This window comes from Rahnella sp. PAMC25559, assembly GCF_050632365.1.
In the GTDB taxonomy this organism is placed as follows: domain Bacteria; phylum Pseudomonadota; class Gammaproteobacteria; order Enterobacterales; family Enterobacteriaceae; genus Rahnella; species Rahnella rivi.
The window spans coordinates 3,405,000-3,429,566 of the sequence record NZ_CP192543.1 but is presented as its reverse complement, the minus strand read 5'-3'; the positions used below and the strand labels follow the sequence as shown (position 1 = coordinate 3,429,566).

The 24,567-nt window shown below is 52.4% G+C and carries 24 protein-coding genes and 1 pseudogene; 11 read left to right on the top strand and 14 right to left on the bottom strand.

Going from position 1 to position 24,567, the window contains the following annotated elements; genetic code table 11:
• Nucleotides 1-23: 23 nt before the first annotated feature.
• From ACQZQY_RS16945 to ACQZQY_RS16930, 4 genes are all read left to right on the top strand, one after another.
• Complete coding sequence (locus ACQZQY_RS16945; protein ID WP_056770075.1) at nt 24-296, top strand: YcgL domain-containing protein; 273 nt, start codon at nt 24-26, stop codon at nt 294-296.
• Between the two features lie 123 nt (nt 297-419).
• Complete coding sequence (locus tag ACQZQY_RS16940; protein ID WP_431296065.1) at nt 420-1,604, top strand: lytic murein transglycosylase; 1,185 nt, start codon at nt 420-422, stop codon at nt 1,602-1,604.
• Nucleotides 1,605-1,628: 24 nt separating this feature from the next.
• Nucleotides 1,629-2,285 carry a fumarylacetoacetate hydrolase family protein gene (locus tag ACQZQY_RS16935; RefSeq protein ID WP_431296064.1) on the top strand — a complete coding sequence of 219 codons (657 nt, stop codon included), beginning with the start codon at nt 1,629-1,631 and terminating at the stop codon, nt 2,283-2,285.
• Nucleotides 2,286-2,391: 106 nt separating this feature from the next.
• Complete coding sequence (locus ACQZQY_RS16930) at nt 2,392-2,841, top strand: YcgN family cysteine cluster protein (protein WP_056770089.1); 450 nt, start codon at nt 2,392-2,394, stop codon at nt 2,839-2,841.
• Between the two features lie 26 nt (nt 2,842-2,867).
• On the opposite strand, the pseudogene ACQZQY_RS16925 reads toward ACQZQY_RS16930, so the two are convergent.
• Together ACQZQY_RS16925 and ACQZQY_RS16920 are read right to left on the bottom strand one after the other, a co-directional pair.
• A pseudogene (locus tag ACQZQY_RS16925) lies at nt 2,868-3,488 on the bottom strand (site-specific integrase); the annotation flags it as partial.
• A gap of 18 nt (nt 3,489-3,506) precedes the next feature.
• Nucleotides 3,507-4,657 (bottom strand): IS3 family transposase gene (locus ACQZQY_RS16920; RefSeq protein ID WP_431295601.1). Its coding sequence is split into 2 segments (ribosomal slippage): nt 3,507-4,423 and nt 4,423-4,657, totalling 1,152 coding nucleotides; the frame shifts between segments, so codons are not numbered across the junction.
• A gap of 39 nt (nt 4,658-4,696) precedes the next feature.
• Here ACQZQY_RS16920 and ACQZQY_RS16915 point away from each other — a divergent pair.
• From ACQZQY_RS16915 to ACQZQY_RS16905, 3 genes are all read left to right on the top strand, one after another.
• Nucleotides 4,697-5,755 carry a hypothetical protein gene (locus tag ACQZQY_RS16915; protein WP_431296063.1) on the top strand — a complete coding sequence of 353 codons (1,059 nt, stop codon included), beginning with the start codon at nt 4,697-4,699 and terminating at the stop codon, nt 5,753-5,755.
• A gap of 70 nt (nt 5,756-5,825) precedes the next feature.
• Nucleotides 5,826-6,908 (top strand): acyltransferase family protein, encoded by a 1,083-nt coding sequence (locus tag ACQZQY_RS16910; protein ID WP_431296062.1) that lies wholly within the window; start codon nt 5,826-5,828, stop codon nt 6,906-6,908.
• Between the two features lie 161 nt (nt 6,909-7,069).
• The gene (locus tag ACQZQY_RS16905; RefSeq protein ID WP_431296061.1) at nt 7,070-7,201 is read left to right on the top strand and encodes a hypothetical protein; all 132 of its coding nucleotides are present in this window, start codon (nt 7,070-7,072) and stop codon (nt 7,199-7,201) included.
• 386 nt (nt 7,202-7,587) lie between these two features.
• On the opposite strand, the gene ACQZQY_RS16900 is transcribed toward ACQZQY_RS16905, so the two are convergent.
• The 7 genes from ACQZQY_RS16900 to ACQZQY_RS16870 all read right to left on the bottom strand — a co-directional run bounded on the left by ACQZQY_RS16900 (nt 7,588) and on the right by ACQZQY_RS16870 (nt 13,824).
• A complete protein-coding gene (locus ACQZQY_RS16900) occupies nt 7,588-7,785 on the bottom strand; it encodes a hypothetical protein (RefSeq protein WP_431296060.1) in 198 nt (65 codons plus the stop codon).
• Nucleotides 7,786-7,864: 79 nt separating this feature from the next.
• On the bottom strand, nt 7,865-8,521 hold the full coding sequence (locus ACQZQY_RS16895) for a flavin reductase family protein (protein ID WP_431296059.1): 657 nt from the start codon (nt 8,519-8,521) through the stop codon (nt 7,865-7,867).
• A gap of 1 nt (nt 8,522) precedes the next feature.
• Nucleotides 8,523-9,947 carry a M24 family metallopeptidase gene (locus tag ACQZQY_RS16890; RefSeq protein ID WP_431296058.1) on the bottom strand — a complete coding sequence of 475 codons (1,425 nt, stop codon included), beginning with the start codon at nt 9,945-9,947 and terminating at the stop codon, nt 8,523-8,525.
• A 38-nt stretch (nt 9,948-9,985) separates the two neighbouring features.
• Nucleotides 9,986-10,807 carry an ABC transporter permease gene (locus tag ACQZQY_RS16885; protein ID WP_056770104.1) on the bottom strand — a complete coding sequence of 274 codons (822 nt, stop codon included), beginning with the start codon at nt 10,805-10,807 and terminating at the stop codon, nt 9,986-9,988.
• Nucleotides 10,800-11,627: an ABC transporter permease gene (locus ACQZQY_RS16880; RefSeq protein WP_056770107.1), complete on the bottom strand. Its 828-nt coding sequence runs from the start codon at nt 11,625-11,627 to the stop codon at nt 10,800-10,802. Before ACQZQY_RS16880 ends, ACQZQY_RS16885 begins: the two co-directional genes overlap by 8 nt.
• 9 nt (nt 11,628-11,636) lie before the next feature.
• The gene (locus ACQZQY_RS16875; protein ID WP_431296057.1) at nt 11,637-12,686 is read right to left on the bottom strand and encodes an ABC transporter substrate-binding protein; all 1,050 of its coding nucleotides are present in this window, start codon (nt 12,684-12,686) and stop codon (nt 11,637-11,639) included.
• A 25-nt stretch (nt 12,687-12,711) separates the two neighbouring features.
• On the bottom strand, nt 12,712-13,824 hold the full coding sequence (locus ACQZQY_RS16870; RefSeq protein WP_056770115.1) for an ABC transporter ATP-binding protein: 1,113 nt from the start codon (nt 13,822-13,824) through the stop codon (nt 12,712-12,714).
• Nucleotides 13,825-14,389: 565 nt separating this feature from the next.
• Here ACQZQY_RS16870 and ACQZQY_RS16865 point away from each other — a divergent pair.
• Both ACQZQY_RS16865 and ACQZQY_RS16860 read left to right on the top strand, forming a co-directional pair.
• Nucleotides 14,390-15,499 carry a sugar phosphate isomerase/epimerase family protein gene (locus tag ACQZQY_RS16865; protein WP_431296056.1) on the top strand — a complete coding sequence of 370 codons (1,110 nt, stop codon included), beginning with the start codon at nt 14,390-14,392 and terminating at the stop codon, nt 15,497-15,499.
• A gap of 142 nt (nt 15,500-15,641) precedes the next feature.
• Complete coding sequence (locus ACQZQY_RS16860; RefSeq protein WP_431296055.1) at nt 15,642-16,400, top strand: GntR family transcriptional regulator; 759 nt, start codon at nt 15,642-15,644, stop codon at nt 16,398-16,400.
• Nucleotides 16,401-16,523: 123 nt separating this feature from the next.
• Here ACQZQY_RS16860 and ACQZQY_RS16855 read toward each other — a convergent pair whose 3' ends face one another.
• A complete protein-coding gene (locus ACQZQY_RS16855) occupies nt 16,524-16,808 on the bottom strand; it encodes a DUF883 family protein (RefSeq protein ID WP_056770122.1) in 285 nt (94 codons plus the stop codon).
• A 143-nt stretch (nt 16,809-16,951) separates the two neighbouring features.
• Nucleotides 16,952-17,299 (bottom strand): anti-adapter protein IraP, encoded by a 348-nt coding sequence (gene iraP / locus ACQZQY_RS16850; RefSeq protein ID WP_056770126.1) that lies wholly within the window; start codon nt 17,297-17,299, stop codon nt 16,952-16,954.
• 463 nt (nt 17,300-17,762) lie between these two features.
• Here iraP and ACQZQY_RS16845 point away from each other — a divergent pair, with 463 nt between their 5' ends.
• The gene (locus ACQZQY_RS16845) at nt 17,763-19,520 is read left to right on the top strand and encodes a sensor domain-containing diguanylate cyclase (protein WP_390972246.1); all 1,758 of its coding nucleotides are present in this window, start codon (nt 17,763-17,765) and stop codon (nt 19,518-19,520) included.
• Between the two features lie 56 nt (nt 19,521-19,576).
• Here the strand turns inward: ACQZQY_RS16845 and ACQZQY_RS16840 are convergent, their stop codons facing one another.
• Together ACQZQY_RS16840 and ACQZQY_RS16835 are read right to left on the bottom strand one after the other, a co-directional pair.
• Nucleotides 19,577-20,686 carry an AI-2E family transporter gene (locus tag ACQZQY_RS16840; protein WP_056770133.1) on the bottom strand — a complete coding sequence of 370 codons (1,110 nt, stop codon included), beginning with the start codon at nt 20,684-20,686 and terminating at the stop codon, nt 19,577-19,579.
• A gap of 145 nt (nt 20,687-20,831) precedes the next feature.
• Complete coding sequence (locus ACQZQY_RS16835; protein WP_390972244.1) at nt 20,832-21,299, bottom strand: GNAT family N-acetyltransferase; 468 nt, start codon at nt 21,297-21,299, stop codon at nt 20,832-20,834.
• Between the two features lie 222 nt (nt 21,300-21,521).
• Here ACQZQY_RS16835 and ACQZQY_RS16830 point away from each other — a divergent pair, with 222 nt between their 5' ends.
• Nucleotides 21,522-23,219 carry a chloride channel protein gene (locus ACQZQY_RS16830; RefSeq protein WP_056770140.1) on the top strand — a complete coding sequence of 566 codons (1,698 nt, stop codon included), beginning with the start codon at nt 21,522-21,524 and terminating at the stop codon, nt 23,217-23,219.
• 7 nt (nt 23,220-23,226) lie between these two features.
• Here the strand turns inward: ACQZQY_RS16830 and ACQZQY_RS16825 are convergent, their stop codons facing one another.
• Nucleotides 23,227-24,246: a transporter gene (locus tag ACQZQY_RS16825; protein WP_122095141.1), complete on the bottom strand. Its 1,020-nt coding sequence runs from the start codon at nt 24,244-24,246 to the stop codon at nt 23,227-23,229.
• Nucleotides 24,247-24,567: the final 321 nt, after the last annotated feature.

Here is a 24,567-nt window from a genome sequence, read left to right as displayed (position 1 = left end):
TTCAATTAAATAGAGTTAAAAAAATGTTTTGTGTGATCTATAGAAGTACTAAACGCGACCAGACTTATCTGTATGTCGAAAAAAAAGACGATTTCTCTCGCGTGCCTGAAGAATTACTTAAAGGTTTTGGCGTGCCACAGTTCTCAATGATGCTCAATCTGGCGAACCGCGAAAAATTGGCCACGGCGGATATTGCCAAAGTCCGTCAGGCACTCGAAGAACAAGGTTATTATTTACAAGTGCCACCGCCGGTTGAAAGTTTATTGAACATGCACCTCAGCGACAGCAATAAATAATCCTTTCCTGACATTAGTTTCGGCATTTCCCGAACTTTCGGACCTCATAACTTGCATTCATCGTTGTAGTATCTAAAGCTTACAGCGATGAATCATTTTTAGAATGTCAAAAGGAAGAGTTTGATGAAATTGTCGGCACTGGCAGTAATAACGCCCCTGATTATCCTTAGCGGTTGCGCAGCGCAGAAAGCCACCTCCGGGCAACCCGCCACACAGCCAGCGGCTGCCGCTCAGGCACCCGCATCAACGCCGCCAGCCGCCCCTGCCAAAACCTCACTGGCAGAACAGGGAAGGGATCCGGCAGAATTTCCGGCTTACGTCGAACAACTGAAAGCCCAGGCACTGGCGCAAGGCATCAGCCAGCAAACCCTCGACAGCACCTTCGCCAATATCCATTTTGTGGATCGCGTCATCAATTCCGACCGTAATCAGCTGGAAAAGAAAATTACCCTCGACGATTACCTGACCCGCGTTCTGCCTGAGTGGAAAATCAAAGCCGCACAGGAGCAGTATCAGAACAACCTGCCAGCACTGAAACAGGCAAGCGCGCGCTACGGCGTGCAGCCTCAGTACATTGTGGCGCTGTGGGGAATGGAAAGCAGCTTCGGGAAGATCCAGGGTAAAGAGGATGTGTTCTCTGCGCTGGCGACGCTGGCCTTTGAGGGTCGCCGCGAAGCCTTCTTCACCAAAGAGTTTATGTCAGCGCTTAAAATCGTCGACTCCGGTCACGCCACCAGCGACATGATGAAAGGCTCCTGGGCAGGCGCGATGGGGCAGTCGCAGTTCATGCCAAGTTCTTATCTGAACTACGGCGCTGACGGCAATGGCGACGGCAAAATCGATATCTGGAAAAATACCGACGACGTCTTTGCTTCTACCGCGAACTACTTATCAAAAGAAGGCTGGAAGAATAATCAGGGATGGGGTCAGGAAGTCAAACTTCCGGCTAACTTTGATGCCAGCCTGGCGGGTCTGAAAAACAACCAGATGCATCCGGCCAGCTACTGGCAGCAGCAGGGCATTACGCAGGCAGACGGCAGCCCGCTGGCTTCCACCGCCACACGCGCATGGGTGATTACGCCGGATGATGTGCAGGGCCGCGCGTTCCTGGTTTACGATAATTTCCGCACTATCATGCACTGGAACCGCTCAACCTATTTTGCACTGAGCATCGGCATGATGGCTGACGGCATTATGGGCGCGCAGACACAGACACAGGCACCGGTAGCCTCCGGCGAGCTGGCACCTGCGCCTTCAGCGCCGTCCGCACCACTGGCACCTGCGCCGCATAATCCGTTCAGCGGCTAAGGCTTTTTAACAAGGAGTCACGTTATGTACCAACACAGAGACTGGCAGGGCGCATTACTGGATTTTCCGGTAAACAAGGTGGTGTGTGTCGGCAATAACTACGCCGATCATATTAAAGAGATGGGCAGTCAGGTTTCGGCGGAGCCGGTGGTGTTTATCAAACCGGAAACGGCGCTGTGCGATATCCGCCAGCCCATCGCGCTGCCCACGGGTCTGGGTTCGGTACATCACGAAGTTGAACTGGCGGTGCTTATCGGTACGCCATTGAAACAGGCGACGCCAGACAGGGTCGCCAACGCCATTGCCGGATACGGCCTGGCGCTTGATCTGACGCTGCGCGATTTGCAGAGCCAGTTCAAAGCCGCCGGTCAGCCGTGGGAAAAGGCCAAAGGTTTCGATGGTTCCTGCCCGATGAGCGGTTTTATTCCGGTGAGTGAGTTTGGTGATGCCCAACAGGCGGAGTTGCGCCTGCTGATTAACGGCGAGCTGCGTCAGGAGGGGAACACGCGCGATATGCTGACGCCTGTCCTGCCGCTGATCGCCTACATGAGCCGTTTCTTCACACTGCGCGCCGGTGACATTATTTTGACCGGCACGCCGCATGGCGTTGGCCCGTTAAAAGCGGGGGATGAAATCTGCCCTACACTGAACGGTAAGGACGTCACCACCCGCGTGATCTGAGATAATTTTCCTCTGCGCCGGAGTGCGTTTCCGGCGGCTTTGCTTGCATCTGCGGCGCAAAGCGTCTATATAAGCACCCTCATTTTACTTCTACCGGATGCACACTATGACTGAACCCGCTTTTTGGCAGCAAAAGACGCTGCCTGAAATGACTAACGAAGAATGGGAAGCATTGTGCGACGGTTGCGGGCAATGCTGTTTACATAAGCTGATAGATGAAGACACGGATGAAATCTATTTCACCAACGTCGCCTGTAATCAGCTGAACATCAAATCCTGTCAGTGCCGCAACTACGAGCGTCGTTTTACGCTTGAAGAAGACTGCATCAAACTGACCCGCGAAAACCTGACCACCTTCGACTGGTTGCCTCCGACCTGCGCCTACCGTCTGATTGGCGAAGGTAAACCGCTGTTTCCGTGGCACCCGCTGCTGAACAAAGCCTCTAAATCCGCGATGCACACCGCGCAGATCTCCGTGCGTTATATCGCTGTACGCGAAGATGACGTGGAAGACTGGCAGGATCACATCCTGAACAAGCCAAGCTGGGCGAAGTAACTACATGAAGTGAATGAAGAATTTCATCACTGTGATACTGCGCGGGGCATATACGGGGCATCACCCGTAAATCCTGCGTTTAAAATCTCCATTTGGTTGTTGTTGTTTTCGCTCATCCATTTCCCGTAAACGCTGTAAACCATCTGTGATGAAGTATGTCCCATTTGGTTTGCAACAAAGTTTGGATTAGCTCCTGCGCTTAGCGCCCAGCATGCGAATGTATGACGAGTTTCATATGCTTTCCTATGGCGTATGCCAGCCTTCTTCAATGCGAAATTCCACGTCCCACTAAATACACCAGGTGAGTACCAATCCCCGCCCATTCCGTTACGAGCGGATAGGCGAGGGGAGAACACGAAGGTGCAATCATCTTTACGAATTCTGCCGAACTCTCGAAGGTGAACATCTACCGTTATTTGCTTGCCCATCCTTGTCAGTGCCATCTGCTCCTTCAATGCTTCAATAGCCGCATTCGTCAACTTGATTGTCCGATTCCCACTTTCCGTTTTCGGAGGCGTAAAGTGGTTAACAACAGCCATATTGCGAGTGATGGTTATTGTCCATTCCTGCAGATCAATATCCTCCCATGCAAGCGCGCATATCTCTCCATGCCTCATCCCGGTATTGACTGCGAGACGCCAGATGTTTGAATAGACCCTAGTTTCCTAGACTGTTCCGTGCCTCATGAACCAGGCACTTTCATAAACTGCAGGGGCTTGATCCTCACAGGCACTGTGGCGGCGTTTAGCATTATAAAACATCTCGACATAATCGAAGATATCCGCCTTCGCTTCTTCCCTATTTTTATAGATCCGTTTCTTTATGCGTTCCCGTTTTAGCAACTGGAAAAAGCTTTCTGCCACTGCGTTGTCATGGCAATTACCCCGACGACTCATGCTGCTTTTTAAATTGTGAGCTGTCATAAAATGCTGACATCTTTCGCTCGTATATTGAGAGCCCTGATCTGAATGGATTAATACTTCTGCCGTTGGTTTACGTCGCCATACCGCCATCAATAATGCATCCATTACTAACTCAGCGGTCATTCGTGCGCCCATGCTCCAGCCGATAACCCGGCGTGAGAAGAGATCAAGAACAACAGCCAGATACAGCCAACCCTCATGCGTCCTTATATAAGTCATGTCACTCACCCAATGCGTATTTGGGGTTGGGACAACGAACTGGCGTTCAAGGTAATTTGGACTGGCAAAAGAAGGCTTTCCGCCACCGTAATAGAGTCGTTTTCGGTATCCAGTCTGAGATGCTAGTTCAGCGAGCCTCATCAGGCGCGCGATCCTGTTACGTCCGACGCATTCACCCAGATCTTTCATATCGAGCCAGATTTTTCGATAGCCGTAAACCGTACCGCTTTCAAGCCACAGTTGTTTAATCAAGCCTGTTTGCCGTTCATCTTGCCGGGTACGCAAAGATTTAGGCCGCTTTAGCCACTGGTAATAACCGCTGTGATGGAGGCCAAGAACCAGGCATAACCTGCGTACAGCATAAAAGGACGACATTTTTTTAATGAAGGCGTACTTCAGCCTGACGTTCTTGCAAAGTACGCGGCGGCCTTTTTTAAGATATCCCGCTCTTCAGTTACTCGCTTAAGTTCTTGCCTGAGGCGCTTTACTTCATGCTGAAGTGCATCGTCCTGCTTACGCTGCGGCTCGGGCTTCTGGTAGCGCTTAACCCAGGCGTAAAGACTATTAGTGGATACACCAAGTCGAGAGGAGACCTCAGATACAGGGTACCCCTGCTCAGTGATCTGTTTTACGGCTTCAATTTTGAATTCTTCAGTGAACGTTTTGACTGACATAAACACTCCTTCATTAGGCCTCCATTATGAGGCAAAAAAGTGTCTACGAAACCCGGGTCTATTCAAACTTCATCTACATTTAATAAGGTTGTAGCCACAAACGCAGGAAGAAATTGCTGGTCTTACACCGGTGGACACGATGATGTTTTTAACGACTGTATAGGTAATAAAGCAGGTGTTAACGCAAGCGGAATTGGTAGTCACTATTCATCACCACAGGCAGCGATAGATATTGAAAGTGAAGCTGGTACAATCGCGAGACTTAACTTCAACGATTGTAAGTTCACATATGGTGGGTTAGCTGGGGTACAGATATTTGGCCCAGATCGAGATATAAGTGATATTCACATAAATGGAGGTATTGCTCATGCTAATTCAGGTGGCAATGCAATCCATAACACATGTAGGAATACTTACTTAGATGGCGTTAAAATAATTGGATCGGTTGCAACTCCTACTGATAGTAAAACCCGTGCAATAAGTATGCGTAAATGTGAAATATACAACCGAGTCGGCAATACTTATACAGCAGACTTTCATGTAAATGGTGTTTTTCAAGAGTTTGTTGATTGTGATATACATTATGAAATACCAACAACAAATGTTAGTACGCCAGTCATTAACATGACAGGCAATCCTGGCATTGGCTTTGGTGGTTCTATGTCAAGGTTCAATGGAGTGACATTTTACGTTTCAGGAAACTCAGCAAACCAACTGGTTCAATTTGGGTCGGTTCAGTTCTTCCGTGATGCAAATATATTTGTTAACTCAGATATGTCTGGAGCAAATCCAGTCATTATGTACATGACGTCGAGTTCCCCAGACAGCTTTGGCTATGCTACTAACTCCTCACTGGTTAACTTTGGTGGCTCGATGGAAAAAAGGCCTGATGCAAACATTTGGTATGATACATTTTCTGGAATGCTAGTTAACATGATCCTTCCTACAATTGATAACAAAATTTCACTTGGAAAAACAGGTCAGGAGTTTTCAAAGGTGATTGTAAATAGTGGCGTGCAAATGAGAAGCCCAAGCAGCCAAAAATGGCTAGTTTCCGTAAGCAATGCAGGGGTTGTGACAGCAACGGCAGTTTCTTAAGTCAATTTATTTACAGTAATTGTAACGTGGTGTATCATTTTGCCCAATATAACGTTTATTGGGCAAGTTGATGATTTACTCGATTGGATACGCTAGAGGATTAGCGGCTATATTTGTTGTTTTATTCCATTTTAGGGATTACATCAATGGGGTATATGCACAACAAAACATAGGGGAAATATTGTTTGGCCCCGGAGTTTCAGGTGTTGACATATTTTTCGTTATCAGTGGGTTCATTATTGTGCACTCCACAAGAAAGATAGAAACGCATGCTATCTCAAAATTCATGCTGCGTAGGTTTTTTAGAATATATCCATTATTATTTTTAGCTGTTATTGCGTTCACTTTTGTAACACCAGACGTTTTCACTACAACCCAAATAATAAAATCAGTGCTTCCACTGCACTTAAATTATAACTCTGATGCGCCATACTTTGGGTATAATGTATACGTACCTGCATGGACAATAACATTTGAAATATTCTTTTACTCACTATTTGTTGTGTCTATGTCTTTATCTCATAAATATAGAGCTTTTATAGCATCTGTTACTATATTATTCTTGTTTTCCTTCTTGCAGTTTTACTTTAATGGGGCTATAAACTTTGACGCTCATGCGAGAGTAAATGTTAACTCAAGCAACAGCCTATTCGCCTTTATTCAGTTAGGTGCATCGCCAATGATGCTTGAGTTTGTTTTTGGTATGATTTTGGCATTACTTTATGGCGCTATTAAAAGTGGAGATAGTGAAAAGCTAAGATTAACGTCGAAATTCTACTCATGGTTTTGTACTGGAATATTTCTAACCTTTTGGATGTCATGGTGGAGGTTTGGCCATGGACCGCTTAACTTTGGATTATGGGCAGCAATTGCTTTGCCTGCAATGCTATTTTATGAAAAATATAACGTATTGAAAGAAAGAAAAATTCTATTATTCTTAGGTGACATTTCGTATTCGTTATACATGACACATATTGTGGTGGTTTATTTCTTAGGGTGGTACGCAGATTATATTCCTCTTTATAAGCACTTAAGTGGATTTGGGAAATTATTCTACGTACTAACAATATGTATCGCGGTTGCCTATTTTGTCCACATGCTGATAGAGAAGCCAATGCACAAGCTTTCAAGAAGATTCATAGGCAAGCTGTAGAGTTAACAAAAAAACAAAAACAATTGGTAAACCTCGCTCCGGCGGGGTTTTTTATTACCTTTCAAATCAGCCTCCTAAGATTTTTGTCGCTAACTAGGATTCACAGAGTGATTTCCACATGATTATACTGTATGCATGAACAGTATTTTGTGAGGTGAGATATGGGTGGCAAGAGTTTGGGGTTTGATGTGGTACTGCGCGGGCAGACTCGCAATCACATCATGCCGGGAACATACGTGTTCTTCCAGCGGCTTAAGGAGCACGGCGGCGGCTTCTGGCTGGGTCAGGCATAGGACGATTGGTTTGGGTTTACTCTTGAGGCTCCGGTATCACTGAGGCAGGGGATAGAGTATCTGATGTCACTGCGGAGTAACGAGTCGCAGTTGGGCGGATTCCATGATGACCCGGATGATTTCTTTCTGCGAGGGTGATGGGATATCTCGGGGCATATACGGGGCAAAAAATTACCGCAAACCGATGTTACTGCGTGCCAAGTAGCGAGTCTGTTTGCGGTAATACTCTGTTTAAACCGTGATTAAAACTTACTTCATGTCACTTCGGTTTCCGGCAGCCGCCTATCCTGAATAAGCCAAGCTGGGCGAAGTAACTGTCTGAAGTAACCGTCTGAAGTGAACTGCTGATGGAAAGCGATGCGGCAGGCCGCCGCATCACTGTGCCGTCACATGGCTGACGACGATCCCACAAAGATGATGGCAATCACGAACGACACCACCGCCAGAGCCGATAACAGGCAATTGCCGGGCGTCAGGAGCTTGCTGTTAGTCTTGCTTCTGTGATTTCGGAACAATATGACGATCATCACTATCCCAATCAGGACAAACACTGCGGCACCGGTGTAACTGGCAACTGGAGTCATGGTTTTTTCCTCATTCTCAGCTAAACCTTAATGATAGCCTATGTGAGTCAATTCATTAGGATTTGGCATATTTCCCCGATTATTGTGCCAGCCTGCGCGCCTCCCATTGTTCCGGGGTGAGGGTTTTTACATCGAACTGCTCCCGCGTTCTGCAATAGGTGTTGCCGCCCATGCGACCGACCGCATCCATCAGTTGCTGGTCGATGTGTAAATTCTCCAGGTTCACGGCATCGCTGCGCACATAAACCCCCACCACTTCGCCCAGAATAATTTCACGGGCGGCGCCCACCTGCAAAATGGTATGCCGCCGACACTCCAGCGCGGCCGGTGCGGCGAGAATACGCGGGCTGCGCACCCGTTCACCGGGCGTTGTCTCAAGCCCCGCCTCATCAAGTTCATTGACCTGCGGACCAAATTTGATGGCACAGATTTCCATCTGGCTGACCAGCGCATCGTCGACTATGTGCACGGTAAACTCACCGGTTTCACGAATATTGCGCGCCGTGTCTTTAAAGCGCATGTCGGCATAATTCTCCACGCCAATCGCCACAATTGCCGGATCGTGAGTGAGCACATTGAAAAAACTGAAGGGTCCCGCATTCGGAATGCCGTCTGTGCTCAGGGTCGTCACCAGCGCGACAGGGCGGGGGATCACCGTGCCGATCAGAATTTTGTAGCGTTCCCTCTCAGTCAGCGTCGCAAAATCAAAATAGGTATGGGATGTCTTGCTGTTCATCTCAGGCTCCGGTTTTTATGCGGTGTGTCTCAAGCGGGGTATGACGGCTGAGGTTCTCAAACCCGTCCCGGGTGACGACGTAGCAATCGCCGATATTACATCCGGCGGACAGCGGTTCCAGCCATTGGGCGTGCAGCACAAACACCATGCCTTCTTCCAGGCGATCGTAGTTATGAGATGAAATATTAAAACTGTTTTGCGCGCCCGCCATGCCAACGGAATGGCCGAGATTAGGATTGTGCGGACCGTGCGTCGCCGGATAAACGTGCATCAGTGTCCGACCCTGCGCTTCCCAGTCGATATCGCGCACATACTGACGCGGAATAAGTCTTGCGGAACCGTCTGACTCCGGCGACCAGTTGTAAGGCATGGTGCGCGCTTCCGGTGACGTCAGCATGCCGCGCTCTATCATCGGGCCAAACGCGGCATTGTTAATATCCCGCATCAGTGCGCCGGGTTTTATCAGCTGCTCGGCACGCTTAACGCCTTGCGTGCAGGCGGCCAGCACTTCTTCCTGGCGCGGGGTGATCTCGCCGACGGCGATCATACGCGCCGTCTGCGCGGTATATCCCCGCCAGGTGACGTTCGAAATGTACAGATTAATCAGATCACCGGGACGGACGACGTGGCCGTAAGGTTTTCCGCAGTGCGTACCAAATTCATTAATACCAATCTGATACCCGTCGCCGGTTTCGCCGCCAAAAGCCATTTGTGCGGCGGTAAACGCGGCGAAGATTTCGTGATCAGTCACGCCGGGTCTGGCGACGTGATAAGCCGCCTGAGTGCCGATGCTGATCAACTGCGCCGCGGCGCGGAACATCTCAATTTCACGGGGTGACCTGACTTTTTGCAGCCGGTCGAGAATGGCGTTGTCGGCAACGAACTGACAGCCGGGTAACCGCGCGCTGAGTGCGGCCCAAAAGGTGAGGGAGGTCCGGTCGCCAATCCTGCCAATTTGTGCATTCTTCATACCCAGCCGTGAAAGGATATCTGCGCACTTTTCTGCCGTGTTTAACACCGCATCACCAGGGCGATCGGCATACTCGCGGCCCACCGGACCAATCTGCCAGATATCTTCCACCAGCAGAGGCTCACCGCCCGGCGGCAGCAGTACGGACTGGGTGAAAAATGACAGCAATGTCAGCGGTTTATCTGAATCCGTCGGGATAATCAGGACCCCTTCGCGCATCCAGTCGCAAATGTAGCGCAGGTAGGCATTAGATGCATGGAACCAGCCCACGCTGCCGGCATGAACGACGATCGCGTCGTGCCCGGCCTCAACGGCCTGACGTCTGATTTTGCGCAGGCGCTCCTCAAACTCCTCCTGCGGAAGAGGCAACGGGGCGGAGAAGTCGAAATCTGGCTCGAAACCGGCCAGCAACGACCCGATGCGATAGCCAGCGGCAGGTGTCGCACGAGTATTCATAGGGTGTTCCTTTCAAATAAGATCATGGAAATGACGTGTTAAGGCTGTCGCGCAGGGGTCAGCACCCGCCGGGCAACGAGCAGGCCGAGCAATGTCACGGCGATCAATATTCCTGACATTGCCGCCACGCGGACGTCGAGTGATTCTTCGATAAGCGCAAACATGCGCAACGGCAGAACGGTGGTGCGCGCGTCAGCCAGGAAAAGTGACACTGTGACGTTATCCAGCGACTGGATAAATACCAAAAACGCACCGGCCAGGATGCCCGGCGTCAACAGCGGCAGCGTGACGCGTCGCAGCGTCATAAACCAGCTGGCGCCCAGGGTTGTCGAGGCTTCGGCGAGTGACGGATTCATGCCCTGCGCAACCACCGACACCGCGCGGTACATCAGCGGCCCGAACACCACCACGTGCCCGGTCACGGTCAGCCAGAGAGAAGGCGGGAAGCCGATAAAATTGGCGACGATCAGCGCTGCCAGCCCGTAAACCAGGCTTGGCAGAACCAGCGGTGCCAGCAGCAACGGCTCGAGCGTATTGACGCTGCGGCGTTTCATGCGGGTCATACCGATGGTGGCTGGCACCGCAAACAGCAGTGCGCCAGCCACCGCCAGACCGGCAATTTTCAGCGAGTTCCAGGCTGCAATGTGCTCCGTTGCCGATTTCACCGGGTCGAGCAGCGCTTCATACCAGCGCAGGGAAAAGCCCTGCGGCGGATACTTCAGGGTCTGCCCCGAAGTGAACGACATCATCAGGGCGATCACGATCGGCGCAACCAGATAGATGACGCACAGCGTGCCAAAGCCGAAAACAAAAATCTTATACAGCAAAGACGGAAGCGGGTTTTCGCGATGTTTATGCATGGCCGACCAGTCTCCTGTGGCGTGAAATCATGGTCAGTGCGACCAGCAGACAGCCGGTGGTCAGCAGCAGTACCACGGCAATGGCGGAGGCCAGCGGCCAGTTGAACAGCGTCCCCACTTCGCGGTAAATCAGCTGCGGCACGTACACGTTACGCGCGCCGCCGATCACCGCCTGGGTCACGAACGAACTGCTGGTGCTGGCGAACACCAGGATCCAGCCCGCCAGCAGCCCCGGCAGCATCAGTGGCACCAGCAGGGTAAACAGAATGCGCCAGGAACCGGCGCCGGAAACCTGAGCGGCTTCCGTCAGCTGATAAGGCGTGCGCGAAAGCACAGCAATCAGCGGCAGGATGATCAGCGGTAAATCAATCTGGCACATGGCCATCACCAGCCCCAGCTCGGTGAACATCAGGCTGGTGGGCACGTCGGTAATGCCCAGTGAGAACAGCGTCTGGCTGATCGGCCCCTGACGCCCGAGGATGACTATCCAGGCAAACGTGCGGACAACGTTGCTGGTCAGCATGGGAATGAGCGTCAGAAAGACGATCGCCTGGCGCACATTCTTGCCGCTGTGCCAGTAAAGCAGAGCCACGGGAACGCCGAGCAAGGTGGTGCCGATCACCGTTTCGATGCCAAGACGGGCCGTGTTAATCAGGACGCGAAAATTAAAGGCGTCGCCGAAAAACTGGCCGTAGTGGCTGAGGGTCATGCCACCGGCACCGGCGAAACTGTATCCGACCAGTACCGCCAGCGGCGTGGCGAAAAACACCACCGAAAGTACCAGCATCGGTATCACATAGGGAAAGCCGCTCTGCTTCATGTTTTCACCTTAGCCCGCCACAAGCGTATCGAACTGGCGGATCCAGCTGTCACGGTTTTTATTGATGGCCGCCCAGTCCGGGTAGACCAGCGTTTTGATCTGATCACGCGTCAGGTACGCGGCAATCGCCGGGGTCAGTGCCACCGCCCGGTTGGTCGGGAACATGTCGGTGGGCGGTTGCATCAGTTGCTGCTGAACGCTCTGTGAAATGGCCGCGTCCATGTAGGCGTAGGCCGCATCCAGGTTCGCGGCGCCTTTGGTCAGGTGAATATTGACCGGTGCCGCCGGAGAGCCGGTTTCCGGATGCACAAACTCGGCGTTCATTCCCAGACTTTTCAGGCGGGCAACGTTGTTGGTGCTGCACATGAAGACCGCGATCTCTCCCTGCTGAAATAGCGTCATCTGGTGGTTGGTGCTGTCGACGATCGCCTTAAGTTGCTCGGGGTGCTTTTTGAACAGGTCGAACACTGCCTGCATGTCCTGCGCGCCGGAACCAAAGATTTTCGCGATCTCGGTGTACGCCATGACGGCAGTGTTTGACTCAAAACCAGTCCATGACACCAGCCCTTTGTAAGCCGGATTTTCAAACAGATCCCGGTAACCTTTGGGGCGCGGAACCAGATCAGGATTGTAGGCAATGCCGTTGACTTCAATGGTCACCGTCGGGCCGTATTCCCCCTGAAATGACGGGTCGAGCAAGGCCCAGTTTTTCAGGCGGGCAGGGTCAATCTTCTGGATCAGGTCTTTTTCAACGGCAATCGTTGTTTGCCCCGGCGACATCAGCAACGTGTCATAAGGCGGGCGGCCCGGGCTTGCCAGCGTTTTTGCCAGCTGGTCCTGTGCCATGACCGGCGCGATGGTCAGTCCGTAGCCCTCTTTTTGCAGCACCGGCGTGATTACGGTGCGGTAGGCGTCTTCCCAGTTACCGGGAAAGGTTGCTGCCACGGCGCTGCTTTTGCTGGCAGCCGCGGCGCGCAGAGAAAAGGGCATCATTGTCGATGCCGCCACTCCCGCCACAAGATAACCGAACCGGCGACGACTTATTTCAAAGTCCTTCATTGTCTCTACCTCTGATAGTCAGTGATTAACGTGTGAATTCCGGCTCAGCCGGAAAAGCGTGGCACCGTGCGGTGTCGATCTCGGCAAAAAGCTGTGCGCCCGGTGGCGGGATCCGGGTGGACGGGCCTCTGAGTTCCGACGCCCGCAAACGGGTGCCATCCTCAAAGGCCAGGTCATGCACCAGCGACGGCCCCAGCGGTACGGATACGGTCATCCGCACCGGCTGGGCACTGTCGCTGGGTTGGGTCGTGAGGCGAACTTCTTCCGGGCGGAAAGTGAGGGTCACCTTCGAACCCTGAGTGAAATTCAGACGGCGCGGCAGGCGCAGCGTCTTTTCATTGGCAAGGCTAATCAGCGTGGTGTTCTCGCCGAGGCTCGATACCGTGCCGTGCAGCATATTGGTTTGCCCGATAAAGGTGTTGACGAACAGCGTCTTAGGCGTGTCATACACCGCCATCGGCGTGTCGATTTGTTCCACTTCACCTTTGTTCATCAGCACCAGCCGGTTAGCCAGACTCTGCGCTTCTTCCTGATCGTGGGTAACGATAAGCGTGGTGATGCCCAGCGTTTTTTGCAGATGCAGCAATTCCACCTGCAGATCAAAACGCAGCGCGCGATCCAGCGCACCAAAAGGCTCATCCAGCAGCAGCAGTGAAGGGCGGCCGGCAATGGCGCGTGCCACCGCGACACGCTGCTGCTGCCCGCCGGAAAGTTCGCGGGGCAGGCGGTTACCAAAATCACTGAGTCTCACCAGCGCCAGCATTTCCTCCACGCGCTGTTTGCGTTCCGCCCGCGAAACTTGCTGGCAGGCCAGCGGGTAAGCGATGTTTTCGGCGACGGTGAGGTGCGGGAATAACGCATAATTCTGAAACACCATCCCGATGCCGCGCGCTCTGGCCGAGACGACGCTGAGATCCTGCCCGCCCAGTTCAATGCGACCCGCTTTCGGCTGGATTAAACCGGCGATGGCCCGCAGTACCGTCGATTTACCGCAGCCACTCGGCCCGAGCAGCGCCACAATTTCTCCGGCTTCAATATTGAAGGAGACATTGTCGATCGCGTTTTTCCCGCCGTAGCTGTGAGTAAGACCCTGAACTTTCAGGCGTTTGGTTTCAGCGCTGTTTTGCATATCTGACATATTGCTTCCTGATCCTACGTCGCAGTCATGGACGGTTTTGGGTTGTGGTGCATGGAAAAGGAAAGAGCAAACGGCATGCCAGTATGAATTTTTAAGCAGGAAAGTTTTTTAATGCATTGAATGTAAAGTAATAATTAATTTTTTAATATCCGAATATTAATAATCACAAACATAATACGAAATATTCGAATATTGGTTTACAGTCTGTTTTCGCCATTTTGGTGCGATAAACGGGTCGTGATGGTGCAATAAACAAACAAAACGAGAGCGCCCTGATAACAGCGTTGTTCCTGGCCAAAAAGGAAAAAAGAATGAAAAGCGTTCTTTTTCAGTAGGTTAATGATTTATTGAGATTTTGCAGCATCACCGGAACCCGCTGCGTAAGTTGATCTTCAGTGGAGTGCTTGTGATTCGTACAAGTATACGAAAGTTTATAATAATATTAATTCCACCCTAAAACCGCATTAAATCAGTCACCTGAAATTATGGCCCCGGCATTTTTATCCGTGCTGGCATGACCCTTGCAGCGCATGACAGGTCGTTCCACACTGTTTAGGAGTTATGAATGAGACTGGGCATTGACGGGCTGAAATTACCCGAAGTGAAAAAACGCGGACCGCTGGCGAGTCTGGATCACGTAAAAGCGCTGGGGCTGGAGGGCATCTTCTTCAGTAGCGTTTTAGATATGAGCCCTGATCTCGACAGGGGGTTGCTGCGTGATATCCGCGCAAAAGCCGATGATCTGGGGCTGTATCTGGAAAGCGGGCTGGGGAAAATTAACCCCTATTGCAGTGCTGAATCCCCCGAGCTGCGTGCGGCAGGGGGCGGGGACATTATCGCCGGGTTGATCAGGATGATTGAAGTCAGCGCCGAAAACGGCTGCCGGGAATTGTGGGTGTCGCCGGGCAATTTTAAACCCGCCTATCGCGGGCGGCTGGCCGTGGACCGCTTTCGGACAGATGTCACCTGGGACGAACAATTGCTGGGCATCGAAAACGTGTTGCGAAAACTCGCACCGGCGGCGCGTGCCTGTGGTGTTCATATGAATATCGAAACGCATGACGAAATCACCTCTTTCGAGATCTTACGTCTGATAGAAGCGGTGGGCGAGGACTGCGTGGGCGTGGTGCTGGATACCGCCAATATGCTGCAACGCGGTGAGAGTCCGCTGCTGGCTACGCAGCGACTGGCGCCTTATGTCCGTCAGACGCACATCAAAGACGCTTACGTGGGAAGAGCGCCGGGCGGTTTTGACTTCCAGCCGCGCCCGTGCGGTGAGGGCATCGTCGATTTTGCCGCGATACTGCCGGTTCTGGCAAAGGTCAACCCGACGCTGAATCTCTCGCTGGAAATCGCCCAGTCGACAGATGACAACCGCCGTCAGGCCAATCCGCGTCAGTGTATTCAGCTCGACGATCCGCTGTGGCGCGCCGGTCATCCGGATTTGTCGCCACAAGAGCTTGAGGCGTATTTATCGATGGTGGACGCGTTTGAGCGGAGGGTGAAAGCCGGTGAAATCGCAGACTGGGAAACCTATGAAACCCTGAATTATGGCTATCCTGCCTATGAACAGCAATCTTACGGTTTCAGCGAGGCAGTGCATTTCATCAAAAAATCTGCACACCACATCCGCACCCTGTGTGCCGAAAAAGGGATCCCGTTGCAGGCGTCATAAAGCGGCTTGTGGCGGGCCGTTCGCCACGCAATGCCACGGCAGCCGGTTGCACGTGGCTATTGTGTATTGGCGAATCAATATTATTATCGAGATAATTACAACATCATCAGTTACTGCGAATTTATCCCAGAAGAGGTCAGATGTGGAAAAGACAACCCGCAAACCGCGCGTACCGGTTAGCAAAGCCGCAACATCGGCCAAAAAACCGGTGACCCCGGCGGACAGCAATGACGATGTGTCCGAACGTATTCGCGCCACGCTGGCGGCGGCGATCGGCGAGGGCGCGCTGACCCCCGGCACCAAAATACTCGAAGAAGCGATTGCCGATCATTTTGGCGTCAGCCGCACCGTGGTGCGCGGCGCGCTGGGGGTGCTGGAAAGCGATCATCTTCTGGAGCGCAAAAGGAACCGGGGCACGTTCGTGGCGGAGCCAGGCATTGAAGAAGCCAAAAATCTGTTTGAGGCGCGCCGCAGAATTGAAGCGCTGTTGCTGGAATTCGTGATTGAGCGCGCGACGCCTGAACAGCTCAGCGCGCTGGAGAAACTGGCAGACGAAGAAGAGCACACCCATTCTCACGGCGATGAAAAATCCAAAACCGTGCTCTCCGGCAAGTTTCACATTGTGCTGGCAGAGCTGGCGGGAAATCCTGTACTGACGGAAATGCTGGCTAAAATCGTGGCGCGGCTTTCGCTGGTGATGTCGCTGTATGAGGAAAAAAGAAAAGACGAGTGCGGTGCGGATCATCACCGCATGATTGTGGCGGCGCTGAAAGAAAAAGATCTGGATAAAGCCCGGCAGCTGATGGATCACCATCTGGCCGATATCGAAGGGCGCGTGCGCCTCACCGAGGGGCATGGCGACAGACACTCCTTCCTGTCAGTGCTGGAAAATTTCTCCTGAGCCTGATTGCTTTGCCTCATCTCCCGATTGCACGCAAAAAAAATCCGGAAACCTGAAGTCTCCGGATTTTTATCAGGGCCGGTTTCCCGGCCCTGAGGCGTAAGTTTTACGACTTACGGCTTATTACTTACGGCCAAGCAGTAAACCCAGCACAACACCAATGGCACCTGCGGCGATAAGACCAGACAGCGGGTTATCTTTCACCTTGTCAGCCACGCCGGAGAGGGCTTCACTTGCCTGTCCGGACAACTTACGGGCAGCGCCTTCAATCTGATGCTTTGGCGAGTCAACAAAGTTGCCGAATTGCTTCTGCGCTTCACCGGCAAATTCATTGGCTTTGTTTTCAACTTTATCAGCCAGACGGTTTGCGTCTTTGTTCAGGTCTTTATCGTAATCTTGTGATGACATCGTATTCTCCTTTGTTTGCAGACTTAAAGCGTAGTAGGGAATCTCTGTCCTTGCACTCACCGGGGCACATTCCGAGAATTTTCTGAACGCAGCCCGGATGCCAAACGTGTGAGCAAAACAGGGGCTGCGTGTGCAATCAAATGTTATGATTCAGTAACAGCATCCGGGCTGGTGCCGTTCAGCGTGTTCAGTGCTTCAGCATTCAGTTCCGGGTCAGCCTGATCAATTAAGCGTGTGGTCGAAATAATTGCCTGAAATTGCTCGAATAAAAGTGAAGCGTCGGATTTAATTGCGTCATCGTCCGAGTCGAGCACGGAATTAATGGCTTTATTTACGCTCTCAATAATTTCCTGCGGACCGCCATTTTTACCCACCGTTAAAAACAGTGCGCTTAAAAGAAGTGACTGCGCTTCTACCTGTGCAGTCAATTGCTTAGCGTCTGCTTCCATCCGGGAGATTTTGGCGATCATGCTTAATATAATGTTTTTCATTTTGTTATGGCTCCTACAGAGAGAGAAGTGTTACCCGCTCGTTATTTCTTCGCCTGGTTCAACGACTGTCTGTAATATTCAGATAATCAATAAGTTAATCATTTTTTGAAGAGTCTGTTTGGCGGGGCAGGAAAATCTTATTCCCGACACATCAGATTTCTCACAGCAGGCTAGCACATACTAAAACAGATAATCCACGACATGCATAAGGACAAGCGCTGCAGAAGCGCGAAATGTGAGTATTTCGGCATTTTCCTTGTTATTTTACTTGTATTCATTAACCTTGCATTGCCGCGTGTCAAAAGCGGAAAGATTGGCTTTTCTTAACAGTTTCTCCGCTGAATTAAATAAAATTAACGGCTTTTATCCCTCTGGATCCACGTGGATCCAGTACTGGTCGAATGTGTTCGCCAAAGGGTATAAGAATATTATTAGAAAAATTTCTGATTTTAAGAGTGTAACCATGCTGACCAATCTAAGTAACAATGAAGCAAAAAGGCATGCGGCGATCGATGCTCTTAAGGCAGATGACAGAGGCCGTGACGAGACGCTGCAAAAATACACCTTTCTTGCCTGTCGCTTGCTCAATGTGCCGATGTGTTTTGTGTCCGTTTTAGATGATGAAAAACAATTTGTTAAATCAGCCCAGAACGTTCCTTTTACTGAAACCAGCCTGAGCGATGCGTTTTGCGCACACACCATTCGCAGCGAACAAACCCTCATCTGCAACGATACGCTGCAGGATGAAACCTTTATGCATTACCGCCTGGTTCACGAAGCCCCCTATATCCGCTTCTACGGCGGATGCCCGCTGCGCACGCGTGAAGGGGTGATCGTCGGCACGCTGTGCGTGCTGGACAGCGAGGCGCGCGAGTTTACCCATGAGCAAATCGAAACGTTTGAGAAAATTGCCGAGCTGATGTCCGTGTTTCTGGAAACCTGGCATGCGGTCGGTTACGTCGATATTGTGACGTTGCTGCCTAACCGCCAGCGTTTGCTGCGGGATATGTCCTACCTGAACGGTGCGGACAGTACGCTGGTCATTATCGACTGTCTGGATATTGCCTTTGCCTATGAAGTTGCACGTTCCATGGGGATGGGCGCGGTGGAAAGCCTGCTGCAGGATATGGCGCTGCAACTGAAAGCCCGCCTGAAACTCGACGGGTTGTTATACGCAGTCGCCGTCGGGCGTTACGCTTTCTTCCTTAAAGACAGCGATACCCCTTGCCTGCAAACGATCAGTGAAAAGCTCACCGGCACGCAGGCCAGCCTGAATAATCAGATCCCGCTTAATCTGGACATTCATATCGGTGATTCCGGTGAATTCTCCCCGCAACTCAATCCGGCGGAAATTCTGCGCAGGGCGGTCAGTGCTCTGCATGAGGCGATCAGTCAGAAGAAAAGGTTCATGACGTATGACGCCGACATCGATGACAAAAAACGCAATGATTTCCAGCTGCTGGCCGAGCTGAGAAAAGCGCTGCACGAGCGCAGCGGTTTATACCTGGTTTATCAGCCGAAAATCTCCCTCACCACCGGTGAGGTCACCGGCGCCGAAGCGCTCATCCGCTGGAAACACCCGTTGCTCGGCGAGATCATGCCGGGGCAGTTTATTCCGCTGGTGCAAAAAACCAGCCTGATGAGTGAGCTGACCGACTGGGTTATCGAGCACGCTATCCGGCAGCTCAGCCTGTGGGTCGACAAAAACCTGCGGGTGCCGGTGTCCATCAATCTGGCGGCCAGCGATTTCTCCCGCCCTGGTTTTGCCGATGCGCTGGAAGAGAAGATGCTCAGCCACACGCTGCCGCCGGCTTTACTCAGCGTGGAATGTCTGGAAACCGAGAAAATGCTCGAAAGCCCGGATGCGCTTTCCGGGCTCGAAATGCTCAAACTGCGCGGATTTAAGATTTCACTCGACGATTTCGGTTCGGGGTACAGCAACATCAACGTGCTGCGCAAAATCCCTATGGATACCATCAAACTCGACCGCTCCATTGTCGGCACTATTTCTACCGATCACGCCAGTCTGGTGATCGTCAGAAACGTTATCCGTTTACTCAAACAGCTGGATTATGAAGTGCTGGCGGAAGGGGTGGAAAACGAGGAAACGGTGGATATTTTACGCGGGCTGGGGTGTGACGAAGTGCAGGGTTACTACTACTCGATGCCGCTCAACCCTGATCTGTTCGAACGCTGGTGTGAAGAGCGGGCGGCGGGATAAGCAAAAAAAATGAGCGGCACGCAGGCCGCTCATGTTCAGATTAGTGCCGGGAACCGTCAGGCTCCCGGATGGTTTTTACCTTCTTCGATAAAATCCTCGTCAATCTCTTCAATGTTATCGCGATGATCGCGCCCGGAAAGAATATTCCAGCAGGCGATAAACAGCGCCGCAATCAGCGGGCCGATAACAAATCCGTTAATGCCGTACACTTCCATTCCGCCCAATGTACTGATCAGAATGAGATAGTCAGGCATTTTGGTGTCTTTGCCGACCAGCAGCGGACGGAGAATATTATCCACCAGACCAATGATCACCACGAAGAACACCACAATAAAGATGCCTTTCCACAGCATGCCGGAAGCAAAGAAATAGATGGCTGCCGGTACCCAGATGATCGCTGAACCCACGGCCGGAATGATGGACAGAAACGCCATCAGCGCGCCCCACAGCAGACTTCCTTCCAGACCGGCGATGTAAAACGCAATCCCCCCCAGCGCACCCTGAACGATAGCCACCACCACCGTACCTTTTACCGTTGCGCGAGCCACGGCGGCGAACTTCATGAACAGATGGTGTTTCACGTAGCTCGACAGCGGCAGGGCAGCCAGCGTCAGGTTCACCAGATAAGCGCCGTCTTTGATCAGGAAGAACAGGATGTACAGCATGATGACGAAACCGAGCGCAAACCCGAAGGTGCTCTTACCGATAACGAAAACGCTGCCCGCCAGATACTGGCTCCCCTGCAATGCCACATCAGACAGCTTCTTCTGAATTTCAGTCGTGCTGTCAAGATCGTGATCGGACAGGAAATGGCGCGCCCAGCGAGGCAGATGATGAATCACATCCGCCAGGATCACCGGCAGCTGTGTTTCATTTCCCTGCAACTTGACGTACACCGCGTTGAACTCAATCGCCAGCGAGGAAATAATAATTGCCAGCGGGGTGAAGACGATAAGACAAATGATCAACACCGTGATCAGCGAAACCACGCCGTTGCGATCGCCGACGTACAGTTTGAGACGGTTTTTTAATGGATTGAAAATCACTGCCAGAATAATCGCCCATAAAACGGAAGAGTAGTAAGGCCGTAAAACATCAAAAAAAGCCAACGTTACGATGACCAGAATCGTAAGAAAAAACCCCTTGGAAATACCTTTAACCACCATTTTAATTCCTTTGAATAATTCTGTTGCTCACGAAGCATAGAGTGCATCTTCGTTTTTGCAAAAATTAGTTCCTGGCTGCGGATAATCTGCGCACCAGCCTCCCGCGGAAGGCGGATTTTTCTGCCGGATGGGGCGTTGCCTGCATTTATGCCAAATGAGCGGGCCGCAATGTTTTCGAGAAACAGACTGCCTCTTCCCGGCCAATATAGGGGCCGTAATTTTCAATTTGTCCGTAGCCATTTTTGAGATAAAAACGGACAGCCCTGACGTTAACGTGGCGGGTTTCAAGCCAGAGTTCGGTATAACCTCGCTGTGCTGCGGATGTTTCCAGAAAATCGAGTAAAGCCTGACCAATGCCGGGTGAGCTTCGGTCAGCAAACATCCTTTTCAGTTCGGCGATATGTTGTGTTAACGGCCTTATCGCTCCACAACCAATCGCTTCACCTTGTTGGTTTCTTGCCAGTACCCACAGCGAGCGCTCCTCTTCGAGTGAATCTGCCGTGAAATGGCTTTTGCCACTGTTACCGGTGATCGCGGCAAGTTCTGATGACAACTTTTCGATTAAATATTGCGATTCGGGCGAGAAAAAATCTGCTTTCTCAACGGTTATCATTGCGTGGCCCTTATTAAACAGGAATCAGAATTGAAGGTACTGAGGATGTTTTATAGGAATACCGGGCAACTTTCAAAATCCCCTTTATTTTCCCGCCGAAAATCTCCCTCCGGCCCCAGAGACGGCACAGAGAGCCTGAAATCACCCGGCAAAGTGCAGGCATGAGAAACTCACGCTGAAATGGTATTCTCCCCGTCAGCCTCTTTCCATAATGAGAACCTGATGGGCCTGAAAGCATTTGATTCCCTGCAAAAGGGTGACTGGATTAACCTGCTGATCGCAATCCCCGCCGGGATTGTTGCCGCACTGGTCACCATTGCGTTTCGCGGCGCGATATCTGGCATTAACGGCCTGATGTTTGCCGACGGCAGCGACATTACCAAAGCCTTTAACGAATACCCCAGGCTGGTCTGGCCGCTGATCACGACCGCAGGCGGCATTATTGCCGGTTTCATTTTACTGTGGGCGCTGCGCCATGAAGAAAAGCACGGCAAAATGCCGGATTACCTCGATGTGATCGACCAGCGTCTGCCGGGCATTCCGGTGGTCAGCACCGTGCTGCGCGGGCTGTCGTCGCTCGCCAGTATCGCCAGCGGTGGGTCGATTGGGCGTGAAGGCGCGATGGTGCAACTCTCTGCGCTGAGCGGCAGTCTGGTCGGGCGCTTCTCGCGTTTTAAGGGCGTCCATCAGTCCGATATCATCGCCATGGCGGCGGCTGGCGGGCTGGCAGCGGTGTACCACGCGCCGTTTGCGGGGGCGCTGTTTGTGGCGGAAATTGCCTTTGGCGTGACGGCGGTGCAGCGGCTGATCCCGCTGTTTATCTCGGCCTCGGTCGCGGTGCTTACCGTGCGGTCGCTGACCGATTATGCGCCGCTCTACCTTTACTCCTCGGCGACCTTCAGCCCGTCATTTGGCGCAATCATTACCGTGCTGATCATCGGCGCGGCAACGGGCGTGCTCGGGCCGCTGTTTATCTCCTCCATCGACAAAGTGCGCCTGTGGATGAAACCCATTTCGCATCCGGCGCTGCGTCTTGGCCTTGGCGGGCTGGGAGTCGGGCTGGTGGCCATGATTTCCCCGCTGGTGCTGGGCAACGGCTTTGAAGTGATCGATTTAATCCTCAACAACGGCGATTTACAGACGTCGTTGCTGGTCTTGCTGATCCTGAAAATTGTCGCCACGGCGATCACCATCGGCTCCGGCGCGGTGGGCGGGCTGTTTACGCCGTCACTGCTGATCGGCGCGGCGGGCGGCGCGCTGGTGTGTACTTTCCTGCAATGGCTGGGCTTTGATCCCGGCCCCGTCGGGCTGTATGCGGCGATCGGCATGAGTGCGCTGCTGGCGGCCACCAGCCATGCGCCGCTGATGTCGATCATGATGGCGTTTGAAATGACCCTCAACAGCTCGCTGCTGTTCCCGCTGATGCTGGCGACGGCGATTTCCTACGTGGTTGCCTCCCGTCTGAAAGAGGGCGGGACCTACCCGGTGCTGACGCGACACAACGCCCGCTTCCTCGCGAAGAATGAGTTTGAGTACAGCACCGTGGCTTCACTGGTGACGCCCTGCTCGAAAATGTACGTGGACGCCTCACTCTCCGAGGTGGTCAGCGAAGGGCTGAAGCAGCGCACGCGCTACGTTTACGTGGTGGACAGAGAAGAGCGGTTCCTCGGCGTGGTGCCGACCAACGTGCTGGCGAGCGGCATTATTGACGGCAGCCTGCAATCTGACAGCCCGATCGACGGGTTTATCGAACAGGAGTTCACCACGCTGTTCCAGCAGGCCAGCTACGAACAGGCGTGGGCGATGTTCAGCACGTCGCCGCTCGAACGTTTGCCGGTACTGGAAAATGCACAGTCGCGCCGCCTGCTGGGCGTGATCACCAAGGCGGCGCTGTTAAATAAGGCCAGCCACTTCCTGTAACCTTGCCTCAGTTCTCGTCGCTGCGCCTGAAGGCGTACCAGCCCGCCAGCAGGGTACAGACGCCGACAATCACCACCAGCAGGATAAAACCGTGGTGATTGCCGGCGAGCGGAATGCCTCCGACGTTCATGCCAAAAAATCCCGCCACAATATTGATCGGCAGCGCCAGCACGGTGATCACCGTCAGCACGTACAGCGTGCGGTTACTTTGCTCCATCTGGCGCGAGGTGATTTCTTCCTGTAGCAAACGGATCCGCTCGGTCAGTGCGATCAGATCATTGAGCACCACGGAAAATTCTTCGGCAAACTGACGTAAATCCTGCACCACGGCGGGCGCGATCCACGCCGGAGGGCGGTTCAGCAGACGAAACAGCGCCGTCGGCTCCGGCGCCAGCAAACGCTGAAAACGCATCAACATTCGCCGCAGCCTGCCCAGACTGGCGCGGTTCTTTTTGACGTGATGACTGAGCAGGCGCTCTTCAATGGTATCCACGTACTGGTTGGCGCGGCGGACGATCTGCTCCAGCAACTCCTCCTGTTCTTCCAGCAGATGCACCAGCAGCGCGGTCGGCGAGCCGATGTTCAGGTGATCCAGCCGTTTAAACAGCCGCTCGATCAGCCGCACCGGTTTGTGGCGTGCGGTCACCACCAGTTGCTGATGGCAGCTCAGCCACAGGGTGGAGGCCTCATCACTGGTTTCATCGGGACGAAAAATCACGTCGTTAAGTACCGCCAGCAAGGTGTCATCCACCCGTTCTATGCGCGTACTGCGCGAGCCTTCACGGATTTCTTCGAAAAACACATCCCCGACCGCAAAATGCTTTTTCAGCCATTTTTCGGCCATGGCGTGATTGAGATTGACGTGGATCCAGACAAACCCCTGGTCATGGCAGATCTGCTGATAAGCTTCCTGAACCTGTTGGGAAGAGACGCGCTCGGCAGGGCGGTTTGGCCGAAAAACGAAGCCGTAAATCATTCCGGTGACTTCATCATTGAAATTGAGTACGACGGGTTTTTCTGTCTGCATTAAAGGCTTCTGGCGGAGAAAACAGGTTTCTCCATTACGCCAGACATCGGCACAAATACAATATGCCACCCGCTAATTTCACAAATCCGTCACATTCCCGCCGCCTTACCCCCAATTTTCCTTGTCCGGCTTCCTGATGGGCTTTTGGGGTGTTTTTCAGAAATTACCCGTTTAAAAACAATCAATTATTAATAAATAGCAGAATACCCCTTAAGGGGTGCTTATCGTTATGTGAATTTTTATACGACGACGCGGCGTTGATCGCAATCAAGTAGACGCGCGTGTGGGGTGCATACCCTGAGGCCAACTTGAGCAATGTAG

Bases quoted from the DNA above. Each gene is read 5' to 3' on its own strand.
- ACQZQY_RS16945 (WP_056770075.1), top strand. From the start codon at position 24: ATGTTTTGTGTGATCTATAGAAGTACTAAACGCGACCAGACTTATCTG.
- ACQZQY_RS16940 (WP_431296065.1), top strand. From the start codon at position 420: ATGAAATTGTCGGCACTGGCAGTAATAACGCCCCTGATTATCCTTAGC.
- ACQZQY_RS16935 (WP_431296064.1), top strand. From the start codon at position 1,629: ATGTACCAACACAGAGACTGGCAGGGCGCATTACTGGATTTTCCGGTA.
- ACQZQY_RS16930 (WP_056770089.1), top strand. From the start codon at position 2,392: ATGACTGAACCCGCTTTTTGGCAGCAAAAGACGCTGCCTGAAATGACT.
- ACQZQY_RS16910 (WP_431296062.1), top strand. From the start codon at position 5,826: ATGATTTACTCGATTGGATACGCTAGAGGATTAGCGGCTATATTTGTT.
- ACQZQY_RS16905 (WP_431296061.1), top strand. From the start codon at position 7,070: ATGGGTGGCAAGAGTTTGGGGTTTGATGTGGTACTGCGCGGGCAGACT.
- ACQZQY_RS16900 (WP_431296060.1), bottom strand. From the start codon at position 7,785: ATGACTCCAGTTGCCAGTTACACCGGTGCCGCAGTGTTTGTCCTGATT.
- ACQZQY_RS16895 (WP_431296059.1), bottom strand. From the start codon at position 8,521: ATGAACAGCAAGACATCCCATACCTATTTTGATTTTGCGACGCTGACT.
- ACQZQY_RS16890 (WP_431296058.1), bottom strand. From the start codon at position 9,947: ATGAATACTCGTGCGACACCTGCCGCTGGCTATCGCATCGGGTCGTTG.
- ACQZQY_RS16885 (WP_056770104.1), bottom strand. From the start codon at position 10,807: ATGCATAAACATCGCGAAAACCCGCTTCCGTCTTTGCTGTATAAGATT.
- ACQZQY_RS16880 (WP_056770107.1), bottom strand. From the start codon at position 11,627: ATGAAGCAGAGCGGCTTTCCCTATGTGATACCGATGCTGGTACTTTCG.
- ACQZQY_RS16875 (WP_431296057.1), bottom strand. From the start codon at position 12,686: ATGAAGGACTTTGAAATAAGTCGTCGCCGGTTCGGTTATCTTGTGGCG.
- ACQZQY_RS16870 (WP_056770115.1), bottom strand. From the start codon at position 13,824: ATGTCAGATATGCAAAACAGCGCTGAAACCAAACGCCTGAAAGTTCAG.
- ACQZQY_RS16865 (WP_431296056.1), top strand. From the start codon at position 14,390: ATGAGACTGGGCATTGACGGGCTGAAATTACCCGAAGTGAAAAAACGC.
- ACQZQY_RS16855 (WP_056770122.1), bottom strand. From the start codon at position 16,808: ATGTCATCACAAGATTACGATAAAGACCTGAACAAAGACGCAAACCGT.
- iraP (WP_056770126.1), bottom strand. From the start codon at position 17,299: ATGAAAAACATTATATTAAGCATGATCGCCAAAATCTCCCGGATGGAA.
- ACQZQY_RS16845 (WP_390972246.1), top strand. From the start codon at position 17,763: ATGCTGACCAATCTAAGTAACAATGAAGCAAAAAGGCATGCGGCGATC.
- ACQZQY_RS16840 (WP_056770133.1), bottom strand. From the start codon at position 20,686: ATGGTGGTTAAAGGTATTTCCAAGGGGTTTTTTCTTACGATTCTGGTC.
- ACQZQY_RS16835 (WP_390972244.1), bottom strand. From the start codon at position 21,299: ATGATAACCGTTGAGAAAGCAGATTTTTTCTCGCCCGAATCGCAATAT.
- ACQZQY_RS16830 (WP_056770140.1), top strand. From the start codon at position 21,522: ATGGGCCTGAAAGCATTTGATTCCCTGCAAAAGGGTGACTGGATTAAC.
- ACQZQY_RS16825 (WP_122095141.1), bottom strand. From the start codon at position 24,246: ATGCAGACAGAAAAACCCGTCGTACTCAATTTCAATGATGAAGTCACC.